Annotated in this window: 15 protein-coding genes; 13 read left to right on the forward strand and 2 right to left on the reverse strand. The window is 62.2% G+C overall.

Annotation, left to right across the window (positions count from 1 at the left end; translation table 11 throughout):
* The first annotated feature begins 168 nt into the window (after positions 1-168).
* The 8 genes from NKH83_RS05370 (at position 169) to rarD (ending at position 6133) form a co-directional block, all read left to right on the forward strand.
* The gene (locus NKH83_RS05370; RefSeq protein ID WP_352479205.1) at positions 169-576 is read left to right on the forward strand and encodes an endonuclease domain-containing protein; all 408 of its coding nucleotides are present in this window, start codon (positions 169-171) and stop codon (positions 574-576) included.
* Positions 573-959, forward strand: coding sequence for a VOC family protein (locus NKH83_RS05375; RefSeq protein ID WP_352689572.1), 387 nt, complete (start codon positions 573-575; stop codon positions 957-959). The genes NKH83_RS05370 and NKH83_RS05375 overlap by 4 nt, the downstream gene beginning before the upstream one ends.
* A gap of 6 nt (positions 960-965) precedes the next feature.
* The gene (locus tag NKH83_RS05380) at positions 966-1457 is read left to right on the forward strand and encodes a GFA family protein (protein ID WP_352479207.1); all 492 of its coding nucleotides are present in this window, start codon (positions 966-968) and stop codon (positions 1455-1457) included.
* Positions 1454-1930: a GFA family protein gene (locus NKH83_RS05385; protein ID WP_352448982.1), complete on the forward strand. Its 477-nt coding sequence runs from the start codon at positions 1454-1456 to the stop codon at positions 1928-1930. Before NKH83_RS05380 ends, NKH83_RS05385 begins: the two co-directional genes overlap by 4 nt.
* A complete protein-coding gene (gene pip / locus NKH83_RS05390) occupies positions 1927-2883 on the forward strand; it encodes a prolyl aminopeptidase (RefSeq protein WP_352802413.1) in 957 nt (318 codons plus the stop codon). Before NKH83_RS05385 ends, pip begins: the two co-directional genes overlap by 4 nt.
* The gene (gene cimA / locus NKH83_RS05395) at positions 2880-4502 is read left to right on the forward strand and encodes a citramalate synthase (protein ID WP_352802415.1); all 1623 of its coding nucleotides are present in this window, start codon (positions 2880-2882) and stop codon (positions 4500-4502) included. The genes pip and cimA overlap by 4 nt, the downstream gene beginning before the upstream one ends.
* A 4-nt stretch (positions 4503-4506) precedes the next feature.
* Positions 4507-5046 (forward strand): hypothetical protein, encoded by a 540-nt coding sequence (locus NKH83_RS05400; RefSeq protein ID WP_352802417.1) that lies wholly within the window; start codon positions 4507-4509, stop codon positions 5044-5046.
* A 154-nt stretch (positions 5047-5200) separates the two neighbouring features.
* Positions 5201-6133, forward strand: coding sequence for an EamA family transporter RarD (gene rarD, locus NKH83_RS05405; RefSeq protein ID WP_352802419.1), 933 nt, complete (start codon positions 5201-5203; stop codon positions 6131-6133).
* 132 nt (positions 6134-6265) lie between these two features.
* Here the strand turns inward: rarD and NKH83_RS05410 are convergent, their stop codons facing one another.
* Positions 6266-6877: an LOG family protein gene (locus tag NKH83_RS05410; protein ID WP_254820219.1), complete on the reverse strand. Its 612-nt coding sequence runs from the start codon at positions 6875-6877 to the stop codon at positions 6266-6268.
* 113 nt (positions 6878-6990) lie between these two features.
* On the opposite strand from NKH83_RS05410, the gene NKH83_RS05415 reads away from it, so the two are divergent.
* The 4 genes from NKH83_RS05415 (at position 6991) to NKH83_RS05430 (ending at position 11196) form a co-directional block, all read left to right on the forward strand.
* Entirely contained in the window at positions 6991-8418 is a 1428-nt protein-coding gene (locus NKH83_RS05415; protein ID WP_352802421.1) for a LysM peptidoglycan-binding domain-containing protein, read from the forward strand.
* An 81-nt stretch (positions 8419-8499) separates the two neighbouring features.
* Positions 8500-8853 (forward strand): ArsR/SmtB family transcription factor, encoded by a 354-nt coding sequence (locus NKH83_RS05420; protein ID WP_352479323.1) that lies wholly within the window; start codon positions 8500-8502, stop codon positions 8851-8853.
* A gap of 20 nt (positions 8854-8873) precedes the next feature.
* Positions 8874-10760, forward strand: coding sequence for an ABCB family ABC transporter ATP-binding protein/permease (locus NKH83_RS05425; protein WP_352802423.1), 1887 nt, complete (start codon positions 8874-8876; stop codon positions 10758-10760).
* Between the two features lie 88 nt (positions 10761-10848).
* Positions 10849-11196 carry an antibiotic biosynthesis monooxygenase gene (locus tag NKH83_RS05430; protein ID WP_254820223.1) on the forward strand — a complete coding sequence of 116 codons (348 nt, stop codon included), beginning with the start codon at positions 10849-10851 and terminating at the stop codon, positions 11194-11196.
* Positions 11197-11201: 5 nt separating this feature from the next.
* Here NKH83_RS05430 and NKH83_RS05435 read toward each other — a convergent pair whose 3' ends face one another.
* Complete coding sequence (locus NKH83_RS05435; RefSeq protein WP_352479214.1) at positions 11202-12068, reverse strand: SMP-30/gluconolactonase/LRE family protein; 867 nt, start codon at positions 12066-12068, stop codon at positions 11202-11204.
* Between the two features lie 210 nt (positions 12069-12278).
* Here NKH83_RS05435 and NKH83_RS05440 point away from each other — a divergent pair, with 210 nt between their 5' ends.
* On the forward strand, positions 12279-13625 hold the full coding sequence (locus NKH83_RS05440; RefSeq protein ID WP_352479215.1) for a DMP19 family protein: 1347 nt from the start codon (positions 12279-12281) through the stop codon (positions 13623-13625).
* Positions 13626-13682 lie beyond the last annotated feature (57 nt).

Raw genomic sequence — 13682 nt, forward strand, 5'->3', positions numbered from 1 at the left:
TTTCGACGTAACCCATTCGCACCCCGGAACCTGCTTGAGGGCGTGGCTGCCATCGGTTGACAGGCCGGAGGGACAGTACCCCCCTCTGTCCTGCCGGACATCTCCCCCGCAAGGGGGGAGATTGGCTGTCGTCGATGATTTCGCCAATCGCGAAGGCGAGGGTGCTTGATGGGTCACGACCTCGTTCCATCGCGTCAGCGAAAGAATGCAAAATCTATGCGCCGTTGCATGACCGATGCCGAGTTGAAGCTTTGGAACGAATTGCGCGCCCATCGGCTGATGGGGATGAGCTTTCGCCGGCAGGTGCCGATCGGACCTTACATCATCGACTTTGCTTGCTCGACACACAGCTTGATCATTGAGGTTGACGGCAGCCAGCACGCGGATCCCGAAAGCGTCCAGCGTGACGAGGCACGAAGCGCGTACTTGAATGCCAGCGGCTGGACCATCCTGCGCTTTTGGAACGACGACGTCGTTCGCGATATTGACAATGTCTGCCAGCACATCGTGATCGTGGCCGGCCTGACTGGCGCCGACGTGTTGGCAGGCGAGCCAGCAACGGAGGTAGTTCCATGATCGATCATCTCGGCATCACTGTTTCGGATTTCGATGCGTCGAAGGCTTTTTACGACAGGGCGATGGCGCCGCTCGGCGCCTCGCTGCTTTACATGGTGCCGCAGGAATATACCGGCGGCGCCAAGGTCGGCGGCTACGGCCGCGACCGGCCGGTGTTTTGGCTGCACGCGGGCAAGGACAAGTCGAAGCATCATCAGCATGTCGCTTTCACCGCGCGCAGCCGCGCCGAGGTCGATGCCTTTCACGCCGCGGCAATCGCCGCCGGCGGCAAAGACAATGGCGGGCCTGGCCTGCGCACGCACTACCATCCGAACTATTATGGCGCCTTCGTCCTCGATCCCGACGGCAACAATGTCGAGGCGGTCTGCCATGCTCCGGAGTAGTGCGCGATGAGCCTCGACAATAGACCGGTGTATACAGGCGGCTGCCAGTGCGGCGCGGTGCGCTTCCGTGTCGAAGGCACGCTCGGCGATGCTTCCGTCTGCCATTGCCGCATGTGCCAGAAGGCGAGCGGCAATTTCTACCTGCCGCTGGTCTCGGTGCGCGGCGCTAGGCTGGACTGGACGCGCGGTGAGCCCAAACGCTTCCGCTCGTCCAACGCGGCTTTGCGCGGTTTCTGCGCCGAATGCGGCACGCCGCTGACCTTCGAAGCGCCCGATGGCGTGGCGCTCGCCATCGCCGCATTCGACCACCCCGAGGAGATTGCGCCGACGATCCAATGGGGTGTCGAAGCCAAGCTCCCCTATGTGGATCATGTTCACGAATTACCCGGTGAGGAAACGATGGCCGACGTCTCGTCTGCCTCCTATCTCGCCGACCTCGTCTCCTACCAACATCCCGACCACGACACCGAACAATGGCCGCCGGAGGAAAAATCATGACCGAAACCGTTCGTACCGGCGGCTGCCAGTGCGGCGCCGTGCGCTTCCGCATCCACGGGGCGCTCGGCCGCCCGTCCATTTGTCATTGCCGCATGTGCCAGAAACAGTTCGGGTCGTTTTTCGGCGCGCTGGTGACAGTGCCGAGCGACGGCGTCGAATGGGTGCGCGAGGAGCCGAGTTACTTTCAGTCGTCGGTCAACATCGATCGCGGCTTCTGCGCCCGCTGCGGCACACCGCTGACCTACCGCCAGCCCGGCGCGCTGGAGATCGCCATCGGCGCCTTCGACGACCGTTCCGATCTGGCGCCGCAGATCCAGGTCAACTACGCCGCCAGGCTGCCTTGGGTCGAGACGATCTTCGACGCGCCGATCCATGACGACCCGGATTTCTACGCGCGACAGGAATCCATCATCTCCTTCCAGCATCCCGATCACGAGACGGCCAACTGGCCGCAGCAGGGCCTGAAATTATGAGCAGCGAATTCCGTACCCTCTATCCCGAGATCCAGGCCTTCGAGTCCGGCATGCTCGACGTTGGCGATGGCCATCAGGTCTATTGGGAGCGCTCCGGCACCAAGGGGGCCAAGCCGGCTGTATTCCTGCATGGCGGGCCGGGCGGCACCATTTCGCCAAAGCACCGGCGGCTGTTCGACCCGAAGCTCTACGACCTCGTTCTGTTCGACCAGCGCGGCTGCGGAAAATCGACGCCCAATGCGTCGCTCGAAGCCAACACCACCTGGCACCTGGTCGCCGACATCGAGCGCCTGCGAAAAATGTGCGGCTTCGACAAATGGCTGGTGTTCGGCGGCTCGTGGGGTTCGACGTTGGCGCTGGCCTATGCCGAGACCCACCCCGAGCAGGTCAGCGAACTGGTCGTGCGCGGCATCTACACGCTGACCCGCGCCGAACTCGAATGGTACTACCAGTTCGGCGTGTCGGAGATGTTCCCCGACAAGTGGGAGCGGTTTTTGGCACCCATTCCGGAGGCTGAGCGCGCCGACATGATGGCCGCCTACCGCAAACGGCTGGTCGGCAACGATCCTGTGGCGCGGGTCGAGGCCGCCCGCGCCTGGAGCCTGTGGGAGGGCGAGACGATCACGCTGCTGCCGGAACCGGAAACCAGCGGTCCCTTCGGCCAGGATGATTATGCCCTGGCTTTCGCCCGCATCGAGAACCACTATTTCGTCCATGCCGGCTGGCTGGAAGAGGGACAGCTGCTGCGCGATGCATGGAAGCTTAAGGATATCCCGGGTACCATCGTTCACGGCCGCTACGACATGCCGTGCCCGGCGCGCTATGCCTGGGCGTTGCACAAGGCGTGGCCGAAAGCGGACTTCCATCTGATCGAAGGCGCCGGCCACGGCTATTCGGAGCCGGGCATCCTCGACAGGCTGATCCGCGCAACGGACATGTTTGCCGGGAAATGACCATGGCTCGCGAGCGCCTTTATCTGTTCGACACCACGCTGCGCGATGGTCAGCAGACACCGGGTATCGACTTTTCCGTCGAGGACAAGATCGCCATCGCCAAGCTGCTGGACGAGTTCGGCATCGACTACGTCGAGGGCGGCTACCCCGGCGCCAATCCAACCGACACCGCCTTCTTTGCCGAGCGTCGCACGGCCGATGCCAAATTCGTTGCCTTTGGCATGACCAAACGGGCAGGAGTGTCGATCTCGAACGATCCTGGGCTTGCGGCGCTGGTCCAGTCGAAATCGGACGCCATCTGCTTCGTCGCCAAGAGCTGGGACTACCACGTCCGCGTCGCGCTCGGCTGCACCAATGAGGAGAACGTCGAGGCGATCAGGACCTCGGTCGAGGCGGCGCTCACTGCCGGCAAGGAGGCGATGGTCGACTGCGAGCATTTCTTCGATGGCTTCAAGGCCAACCCCGATTATGCGCTGGCCTGCGCCAGAACGGCTTATGAAGCCGGCGCGCGCTGGGTGGTTTTGTGCGACACCAATGGCGGCACCCAGCCCTCTGAGGTGCGTGCCATCGTCGAAAAGGTGATCGCCGCCGGCATACCGGGTGACCATCTCGGCATCCACGCCCATGACGACACCGGCCAGGCGGTGGCGAATTCGCTTGCCGCAGTGGAGGCCGGCGTGCGCCAGATCCAGGGCACGCTGAATGGCATCGGCGAGCGCTGCGGCAACGCCAATCTGATCTCGATCGTGCCGACATTGGCGCTGAAGCCGGCCTTTTCGGGCCGCTTTGCTACAGGCATTTCGGCAGAGGCGTTGACCGGTATATCGCGTCTGTCCCGCGCCTTCGACGAGTTGCTGAACCGCGCGCCCGAAGCGCAGGCGCCCTATGTCGGCGCCTCCGCTTTCGCCACCAAGGCCGGCATCCATGCTTCGGCGCTGGCCAAGGAGCCGGCGACCTACGAGCATGTGCCGCCAGAGACTGTCGGCAACCGCCGCCGCGTCATGGTTTCCGACCAAGGTGGGAAGGCCAATTTCCTCGCCGAGCTGAAGCGGCGCGGCATCGACGTGCCCCGGGATGACCATCGCCTCGACGCTCTGATCGCCGTGGTCAAGGAACGTGAGGCGGAGGGTTACGCTTACGAAGGCGCCGACGCCAGTTTCGAGCTTCTGGCGCGCAAGATGCTGCATGGCCTGCCGGAATTCTTCCGCGTCACCTCGTTCCGCTGTATGGTCGAGCGCCGCTTCGACGCCAACGGCCAGCTGAAGACGGTCTCGGAGGCGATTGTGAAAGTGCTGGTCGAGGGCGAGGAGAAGATGTCGGTCGCCGAAGGCCATGGCCCGGTCAACGCGCTCGACATTGCACTGCGCAAGGATCTCGGCAAATTCCAGAGCGAGATCGCCGATCTCGAGCTGGCCGACTTCAAGGTGCGTATCCTCAATGGCGGCACCGAGGCGATCACCCGCGTGCTGATCGAATCGCATGACGGCACCGGCGCGCGCTGGTGGACGGTCGGCGTCTCCGAAAACATCATCGATGCTTCGTTCCAGGCGCTGATGGATTCGATCGTCTACAAGCTGATGAAGAACCGGGAGATGGCGGGACTGGTGGCGGCGGAGTAGGGAGATGGGCTTCTCGATAAGCTGGCTTGGTTTTCGTGGTTATGAAATAAAGGAAGCTGCGGCCTTGTTCGGGCGCGAAATTGGCGATTCATCGGAGATTTTCGAAGCGCCAGTGAATGCCTATGCCAGCGAAAAGAACTGGGCGATTATCATTCTCGATCCCTGCAGCTTCCCAAACCCACCTCAACAATATCTGGCGGCGATCTCGCAAGGGCGGGAAGTGGTTATCGCGCACATAGAAGAGCATGTCATGTTCGCCCGCGTCGAGCTCTGGCGCAACGGAAGGAACATTTGGAAAGTCTGGCACAGCGGTGACAAGACTGTGAGGGACTTGCATGTCACGGGTGATCTCCCCGCTTCTTTCGAAGCGCTGAAGCAGCAGTGTTTTTCCAAACAGGATGAAGAAGATACCAAGGGTTCCGAGGTCGATTTTGTTTTTGACCTTCCCCTCGATCTTGCGGCAGAGCTGACGGGCTTCAGGCACGATGAGGGTTCGCCCGACAGCGTCTTTTTCGAACTTAACGAGAAACCAGCTCAGCGTTGAGACCGCATGTCGTGTTGGTCGGGCCTTTTACCCTCTCGTACACGGCGCGATTGTTCAATGTTTGGTGGTCGGGTTGAACCATCAGCGAGACTCCATTGATCCATCAGCAATTTGCGATGGTTTTGGGCAAGCCGCTGGCGCATAGCCTTCGCCCATGACTACCCAAGCACTTCACATCGAGGCCGACACCAAAGCCCGTCGCGGCTTCCTGCTGGCGCTCGGCGCCTACCTGCTTTGGGGGCTGCTGCCCTTCTACATGAAGGCTGTCGCACATCTGCCGCTGGCCGAAGTCATCGCCCACCGCATCGTCTGGTCGGTGCCGATCGCGGCAGCTGTCCTGGTCTGGGCCGGTCGCACTGCCGATTTCAAAGCGGCAGTTCGTTCGTCGCGCATCATTTCGATGGCGGTGCTGACGGCGGCGCTGATCTCGGTCAACTGGGGCAGCTATGTCTGGGCGATCGCGGTCGACCGCACCATCGAGACCGCGCTTGGCTACTACATCAACCCGCTGGTCAGCGTCGTTGTCGGCGCGCTGCTGCTCGGCGAACGGCTCGACCGCCTGCAGGTCGTGGCGGTGGTGCTCGCGGCAATCGCCGTCGCGGTGCTGACCATCGACGCCGGCAAGCTGCCTTGGGTGTCGCTGGTGCTGGCCTTTTCCTTTGCCGCCTATGCCTTCTTCCGCAAGACGCTGCCAATCGGCCCGAGCCAGGGCTTCCTGCTTGAAGTGCTGCTGCTGTCGGTGCCGGCGCTCGGCTACATCATCTTCCTGATCGCCACAGGACAGGATCATTTCGTCTCCAGCTCGTTGAACGACACCGCCTTGCTGATCGGCTGCGGGCCGGTCACCGCCGTGCCGCTGCTGTTGTTTGCGTTCGGCGCCAGGCTGCTGCGCCTCTCCACCATCGGCATCATGCAATATATCGCGCCGACCATCGTCTTTTTGATCGCGGTGCTGATTTTCGGCGAACCCTTCGGCAGCGTTCAGGCCATAGCCTTCGGGCTGATCTGGGCGGCGCTGGCGATGTACTCCTGGTCGATGTTTTCGTCGGTGCGCAAGACCGTCGCCGCATCCGCTCGAGCCGCGTAACGAAGAAAGGCGGCTGGCCGGTTATTGCGGATTTAAGGAAGGCAGCAGGGAAAGGGGTGAATAGTGAATAGTCAGTAGTGGATAGACAGGCGCGGTCTGGAACGTCTTGTGTTTCACTATTCACTATTCACTCTACATCTTATCAATCACCGACTGTACGCCCTCCGTCGGAGCGTCGACGGATGATCCCGCCACCATGATGGCGGCGACGATTGCTTCCGGATCCTCGACCACCAGCGGCTTTACCCGTTGCGCCGTGTGGATGAAGCCTTCCGTTGCCATGTGGTCGAGCAGCGCTAGCATCGGATCCCAGAACCCTCCGACGTTACCGAAGACGATCGGCTTGCGGTGGTGGCCGAGTTGCGCCCAAGTCATGATCTCGACGATCTCCTCGACCGTGCCGATGCCGCCGGGCAACGCCACAAAGGCGTCGGATTTCTCGAACATCCTATGTTTGCGCTCATGCATATTGTCGGTGATGACGAGCTCGTCGAGCCGGTTAAGCGCGGTTTCGGTCGCCTCCCGGTTGATCAGAAAACGTGGAATTATGCCGGTTACCTTGCCGCCGGCCTTTAATGCCCCTTCAGCGACGGCACCCATGATCCCTTTAGTGCCACCGCCATAAATCAGACGCAGGCCGGACTTGGCGATCGAGCGGCCAAGCAAATGTCCGGCCTTGATATAAGTTTCATCTCGGCCCGGGGACGAGCCGCAATAGACGCAGACAGATCGAATCGTGTTCATGTTATGATTGGTGATAGGGACTATTGGCATGGTCAAGCCCTGGGGCGGGCTTTTTCTTGTCGGATTTGGTAAAACAGGCTAGACCGAATTAGGTGGCTAAGGGGCAGGGAAACATGGCAATTAATCCGTTGAAGGCGTTTTTGTTCGCGGCTGGCGGCTCTGTCGCCGCGGCGGGAACCGCCTATCTATCGGGCGCGCTCGACCCGTATCTCAATTCTACCCGGCCTGCGGAGGTCGCGGCGCTGACGCCGCCGGCTTCGAAACCGGTCGCTCCGGCGACCGAGGGGCGGCTGCCGCCTGCGCCCGCGGCGTCCACCGATGCGGCAGCGCCCGCTGCGCCGACCGCAGCAGGTGCAATCGTGCCGACCTTCGACATCGTGCGCGTCGAAAGCAACGGCTCGATCGTCGTCGCCGGCAATGCGGCGCCCAACGCCAAGGTCGAGATTCTCAACGGTTCGACTGTGCTCGGCTCGACGGTCGCCGGTCCCGACGGCGCCTTTGCCATTATTCTCGACGATCCGCTGAAGCCCGGCGACTACACGATCACGCTGCGCTCGACGGCTGGCAATGTCGTGACCGCCTCGGCGCAGACCGCCGTCGTTTCGATCCCCCAGAATTCCACCGGCCAAGTGCTGGCAATGGTCGAGGAGCCGGGCAAGCCGTCCGAACTGCTCACTGTTCCAGCCCCTGAGGCAAAATCTGATGCCGCGCTGCCTGCCACTGGCGCCGAACTGCCGGCCGCCGCCGCGCCGGCCGCCATTGAAGCCGCACCGGCTCCGGTGGCGCCCGCCACACCGGCAGCGCCTGCTGCTCCCGCGGCGGAGCCCAAGATCGTCGTCGAAGCCGTCGAAATCGACGGCAACAAGATTTTCATTGCCGGCGTCACTGATCCCGGCCGCAAGGTGCGCGCCTATGCCAACGATATCCTGCTCGGCGACGCGAAGACCTCGCCCGACCGCCACTTCCTGGTCGAAGCGACACGTGACATCCCGGTCGGCACCTACACCATCCATGTCGACGCGCTCGACGCCGACGGCGTGAGGGTGGTGGCCCGTGCCGCCGTGCCGTTCGAGCGCGAGCCAGGCGAGGCGGTTGCCGCCGTCGCACCCGCCGAGCCTAAGCCTGCCGAGATAAAACCAGCCGAGCCGAATGCTCCGGCGACCAAAGCCGCGCCGGCTACACCGGCAACAGCCGCCGAAACGCCCGCAACCCCCACTCCCGCCACCGAGGCCCCGGCCGAAATGGCCGCGACAACGCCTTCGGGCGAAACTCCCGAGACCGTCGCTCCTAAGCTCGAACATGCCGATGGCGCAGTCATTATCCGCCGCCATGACACGCTGTGGCGGATTTCGCGGCGAGTCTATGGCCAAGGCATGCGCTACTCGACCATCTATCTCGCCAACCAGGACCAGATCAGCAATCCGAACCGAATCTGGCCGGGGCAGGTGTTCAAGGTGCCGGAGAAATCGAAGGAAGGCGAGCCCGCCGATCTCAAGGCAATGGGCGACCAGATGACGACGGCGCCAGTCAAGACCGAGTAGCCGTTCTGCCCATCAGGATAGCTTGCGACAGGGCCAGTCATCGTTTATCGCCGATGCACGATGATCGAATCTCCCCCCGTAATGGACCGACGCCAGGCGGCAGATGAACGCGCGCCGGCCAACTGCACGCCGGCCAAATGCACGCCGGATAGCCGCGCTGTCGCTGTCCGGCTCGCGGCCCTTTCGCATCCGGCGCGGATCGAAATTCTCAAACACCTTTCCGCCAGCCGTTCGTGCTGCTGTCGCGAGGTCGTCGAGCATCTCGATCTGGCGCAGTCCACCGTTTCCCAGCATTTGAAGATCCTGGTCGAGGCCGGGCTGATCCGCTTCGAGCCTGACCGCCAGCGCTCGCGCTATGAGCTCGACCGCGCCGCGCTCGCCGATGTTTCGGCATCGCTGGCCGCGCTGGTCGATTCCTGCTGCTCCGGCCGCTAAGATATAAAAGGTAAACAAGAATGGCCGAGAAAACCGTTTCCGCCGATTCCGGCTCGACCTTCAGAACGTTGCGCAATCTCTGGCCCTACATGTGGCCGGCCGACCGCGCCGACCTGAGGGCCCGGGTGGTGTGGGCCACCGTGCTGCTGGTCGTTGCCAAGCTGACCCTGGTGGCCGGACCCTATTTCTTCAAATGGGCGACCGACGCACTGGCCGGCGATAGCAAATCGCCGCCGCCGCTGCCGGCCTTCCTGCTGGCGCCGGTCATGCTGGTCGTCGCCTACAATACCGTGCGGCTGGTGCAGCTCGGCTTCAACCAGTTGCGCGACGCCCTGTTTGCACGGGTCGGCCAGCATGCCGTGCGCCGGCTCGCCTTCCGTACCTTCGTGCACATGCACGAATTATCGCTGCGCTTCCACCTCGAACGGCGCACCGGCGGACTGTCGCGCGTCATCGAGCGCGGCACTAAAGGCATCGAGACGATCGTCCGGTTCACCATGCTGGCGACTGCGCCGACGATCGTGGAATTCGCGCTCACCGCCGGCATCTTTGCCGTCACCTATGGCTGGCTATACGTCTTGGTGATCGCGGTCACGGTCTGGCTCTATGTCTGGTTCACCGTCAGGGCGAGCGATTGGCGTATTTCGATCCGCCGCGAGATGAACGACAGCGACAATGAAGCCAGCACGAAGGCGATCGATTCGCTGCTCAACTACGAAACAGTCAAATATTTCAACAACGAAGCCATGGAGGCCGAGCGCTTCGACCGTTCCACGGCGCGCTATGAGGTGGCTGCGACCAGGACCTGGACTTCGCTTGGTTGGCTGAACTTCGGCCAAGGCGTGATCTTCGGCATCGGCATGACCGTCGTCATGGTGCTGTCGGCACTCGAGGTGAAGGCAGGCACACAGAGCGTCGGCGATTTCGTCTTCGTCAACGCCATGCTCATGCAGCTTTCGGTGCCGCTGAATTTCATCGGCATGATCTACCGCGAAATCCGCCAGGGCCTGACCGACATCGAAAACATGTTCGATCTGCTCGACGTCAAGCGCGAGATCGTCGATCCACCGGGCGCCAAGCCACTGGTCGTCAGCGCCGGCAATGTCGAGTTCCGTGACGTGCATTTTTCCTACGACCCCAACCGCAAAATCCTGAAGGGTATCAGCTTCGAGGTGCCAGCAGGCAAGACGGTGGCCATTGTCGGTCCCTCCGGAGCCGGAAAGTCGACCATTTCGCGGCTTTTGTTTCGTTTCTACGACATCCAGCGCGGCAAGGTTCTGATCGACGGCCAGGACATTCGCGACGTGACGCAGGAGAGCTTACGCGCCGCCATCGGCATGGTGCCGCAGGACACGGTGCTGTTCAACGACACCATCGCCTACAACATCCGCTACGGCCGCATCGGTGCCAGCGAGGAGGATGTGCGCAAGGCAGCAGAACTGGCCCAGATCGGACCGTTCATCGAGCGGCTGCCCGACGGCTATCGCTCAATGGTGGGCGAGCGCGGGCTGAAACTCTCCGGCGGCGAGAAGCAGCGGGTGGCGATTGCCCGCACCATCTTGAAGGCTCCGCCGATCCTGATGCTCGACGAGGCGACCTCGGCGCTGGACAGCCACACCGAGCAGGAGATCCAGGCGGCACTCGACCTGGTCAGCCAGGGCCGCACCACCCTCGTCATCGCCCATCGGCTGTCTACAGTGATTTCGGCCGACGAAATCATCGTCCTGCAGGACGGCCAGATCGCCGAGCGCGGCACCCATGCCGCCTTGATGGCCAAGCGCGGCCTTTATGCATCGATGTGGGACCGCCAGCGCGAGGCAAGCGAGGCCGAGGAGCGGCTGCGCATTGCCCGCGAAAGTGACGAGTTCGGCGTCGTCGTTCGCCGCCGCACCTCGGAGGTGAGCTGAAAATCGTGCTTGACCTCAACTTAAGTTGAGATCGTAGGCCGTTTTGGATCGCAGCAAGATGCGTCGTTCAAAAACGGAGACAATCGACATGAATGGGATAAATCAGGCAGTTAGCGGCGGCAGCGTATTCCGGGTGGACAAGTTTGTCGTTCCGGCCAACGCCCGCGAGGAGATTCTTGCCAAGGTCCGAATGACGCATGAATTGCTGCGCCAGCAGCAAGGGTTCGTCCAGGATTTCCTGCTTGAGCAATTCTCGGGGCCGGGCGAGTTCAACCTCGTGACCATTGTCGAATGGGAAGGGCAGGCCGCTGTCGACAAGGTGGTGCCGATCATCAAGGCTGCGCATGAGCGCAGCGGCTTCAATCCTCAGGAGACCATTGCGCGACTTGGCGTCAAGGCCGATATTGCCAACTATCAGCGGATTCCCGGGATGTAAGCTCTTTACGGCCAGCCGGCGCCCGGCGCAGTAGCGTCGACGCTGAGCACTTGGCCGGTACGGGCATCGCTGATCATATGTTCGAAGCCGCGCCATTCGGCGGCAACGATGAACAGCGTTTTTCCCTCGCTGCCGCCGAGCATGCAGGCAAAGCAGCCGCGGTCGACATCGACGCTTTCGAGCATCGCGCCGCCCTCGCGCACCCGCACGCAATGCCGGTTCGGAACATCGGCATACCAGGCCGCACCTTCGGCATCGAGGCAGATGCCGTCGGGAAAACCGTTGCCGAGATTGGCCCAGATCCTGCGGTTGGAAAGGCCGCCATCGGCAGCGATGTCGAAGGCGGTCAGCCGGTTGGCGTGGGACTCGGCAACGATCAGCGTCTTGTTGTCAGGCGTCACCGCCATGCCATTGGCGAAGGCGAGGTTCTCAGCCACCTGCCGAACCGAGCCGTCAGGCGCTACCAGCACGATGGCACCGGGGCCGAAATGCTGGCCGGGACCCGGAGCAGGCCCACCACCATTGACATAGATGTTGCCGCGCCTATCGACGACGATCTCGTTCCACGGGCTCTTTGATAGTTGTCTCAGATCGGCATGGGTGACCAATGTCCCGTCTGCCTCCTGCCTGAGGATCAGCCCTTCGCGGCCGGACACGACAAGCAGGCGCCCGTCCGGCAGCCAGTCAATGGAATAGGGCAGGGTGGCCGGCACGGTGAGCACGATCTCGCTGTTGCCTAGGACGTCAACGGCGATGATCTGGCCCGTACCCCAGTTGCAGAACCACAGCCGGCCATCGTGCCAGCGCGGTGACTCGCCGAAAGCCAAGCCGTTCATCACCACTTGCACTTGCCTAGCTGCTGATTTCTGCATGGGCCGAGAACCTCCGGGTTGCGCAAATCGTCATGGCCGAAAAGGCCGATGAGAGGCGCTGTCTTGCCAAGGACGGGCGAGAGTGCTGCGTTCCGACAATGAGGATGGCGACGGCGTCGTTTATATTTGACCTGAGTAGCCGCACGGAACCGCGCGATGCGCCGTGCGCCTTCACTCATTCTTCTTCAATGAAGTATAACCGGCCGGTGCTTGCGGACGGGAAAGTCAAATGCAAGAATCACGTTGGCCCGCAGAATCCTGTTGTGGCAAGCAGGGAGGGCGTTTGGCGTGTTTGAAAGATTTTCCGGCTGGGCTAAGAAGAAATTTCAGCGATCAGCGACCATTTCACCGACTCGGTCCAAACAGTCATCCCCAGGCAAGCCATCATCTTCGGTGATCGTGCCGCGCTCAGTCGTGGAAGACGCGGCCGACAATCCTTTCGGTCTCATTGTAGCCGTCAGAGAATTCGTCGAAGCCATGGTCGCGCAAGGCCTTTACCGTTCCACGGAAATCAGCCCCAAGGCAATGCAGGCCTGTCATGCCGATGACTATTTGGCTGAGGTCAACAATGGCGGCCATAGCCAGTTCATCTATAATTCTGGCGAAGAACTCGACACCGTCATTGCCGACGCACGCACTGCCCTCGCTGAGATGGGCGCGCACGGACAACTGGCGACTTTGGACCAAATGGCTGCCTGGGTCGCGGAGCACCCCGAGGAGACTGAGGAACAGACAGGCTTCGAAGGAGGTACTGACGATAAGCTCAGTACTCTCGACCGTCTATTCTACCAAGCCGATCAGGCCGCATCGATGCTCGCTCTATCGGCGCGCTGGATAAACTCGTGGCCTGAACTCGCAATCGTTGAGGATGCCGACTACCGAGAAGCCATCCATCAACTGGCCATGGCCAATCCCCGGCGCGAGCCGAGGCTACTCCATCGTTCTGTTGGCAAGCTGGTCAATCAAATGACGGGCTGGCGTGATGTCGGCGTCGGCCTTGCATGCGCCGAGGCGCCTAGGCCGGAGGTCAAGCTGGCGCTCGGCATGGCAAGGGTGCTGGACGTCGAGGGCGAAAAACTGTTGGCTTTTCAGCTGCGCACCAATGCCAAGGAGCCGCGTCTAGCCGTCGCCACGCCCACGCATGCGGCCGTCTATGAATATATCGCCCCGAAGGATCCGTCCGTCGCGCGTCCGGGCGAGAATCCATTCGCTGCCGGCGCCCCGCGCGTCGGCAAGAGACTTGCCCGTGTTGAAGCGCAGGCAATAGAAACGGTGCTCGAATTGGCCGCAGCCTATCATGCGCCGGTCGCTGTCGACCTCTTGCTACGCAGGGCCGGGTTCGATCCGACCGATGCTGTCGTCTCGGCGAACTCGGTGGTGCCTAGGGAAGGCGGCGCAGTTGTGAACTGGGTGGTTATGGCCGACGGGCATGTATTCTTCCTCCAGTCGACCCCGAAAGGCGGCGCGCTGCGCGGCAGCCACGAAGAGAGCCTGGCGGAGGCCGATCGGCGCGAGCTCGAGGAGTATTTCGACCAAGCGGCAGCAGCGGGTGCCTGAGTGGATTCCGCTTGGCCGTTCTGAGACGGCGGCGACCGCCACCCCCGAGCGCTCCCA

Origin of the sequence: Mesorhizobium sp. M0909 (assembly GCF_040319515.1) — a bacterium.
GTDB lineage: Bacteria > Pseudomonadota > Alphaproteobacteria > Rhizobiales > Rhizobiaceae > Mesorhizobium.

Excerpts from the sequence above, each read along its gene's own strand:
- NKH83_RS05370 (WP_352479205.1), top strand. The coding sequence starts at position 169 with ATGGGTCACGACCTCGTTCCATCGCGTCAGCGAAAGAATGCAAAATCT.
- NKH83_RS05375 (WP_352689572.1), top strand. The coding sequence starts at position 573 with ATGATCGATCATCTCGGCATCACTGTTTCGGATTTCGATGCGTCGAAG.
- NKH83_RS05380 (WP_352479207.1), top strand. The coding sequence starts at position 966 with ATGAGCCTCGACAATAGACCGGTGTATACAGGCGGCTGCCAGTGCGGC.
- NKH83_RS05385 (WP_352448982.1), top strand. The coding sequence starts at position 1,454 with ATGACCGAAACCGTTCGTACCGGCGGCTGCCAGTGCGGCGCCGTGCGC.
- pip (WP_352802413.1), top strand. The coding sequence starts at position 1,927 with ATGAGCAGCGAATTCCGTACCCTCTATCCCGAGATCCAGGCCTTCGAG.
- cimA (WP_352802415.1), top strand. The coding sequence starts at position 2,880 with ATGACCATGGCTCGCGAGCGCCTTTATCTGTTCGACACCACGCTGCGC.
- NKH83_RS05400 (WP_352802417.1), top strand. The coding sequence starts at position 4,507 with ATGGGCTTCTCGATAAGCTGGCTTGGTTTTCGTGGTTATGAAATAAAG.
- rarD (WP_352802419.1), top strand. The coding sequence starts at position 5,201 with ATGACTACCCAAGCACTTCACATCGAGGCCGACACCAAAGCCCGTCGC.
- NKH83_RS05410 (WP_254820219.1), bottom strand. The coding sequence starts at position 6,877 with ATGAACACGATTCGATCTGTCTGCGTCTATTGCGGCTCGTCCCCGGGC.
- NKH83_RS05415 (WP_352802421.1), top strand. The coding sequence starts at position 6,991 with ATGGCAATTAATCCGTTGAAGGCGTTTTTGTTCGCGGCTGGCGGCTCT.
- NKH83_RS05420 (WP_352479323.1), top strand. The coding sequence starts at position 8,500 with ATGGACCGACGCCAGGCGGCAGATGAACGCGCGCCGGCCAACTGCACG.
- NKH83_RS05425 (WP_352802423.1), top strand. The coding sequence starts at position 8,874 with ATGGCCGAGAAAACCGTTTCCGCCGATTCCGGCTCGACCTTCAGAACG.
- NKH83_RS05430 (WP_254820223.1), top strand. The coding sequence starts at position 10,849 with ATGAATGGGATAAATCAGGCAGTTAGCGGCGGCAGCGTATTCCGGGTG.
- NKH83_RS05435 (WP_352479214.1), bottom strand. The coding sequence starts at position 12,068 with ATGCAGAAATCAGCAGCTAGGCAAGTGCAAGTGGTGATGAACGGCTTG.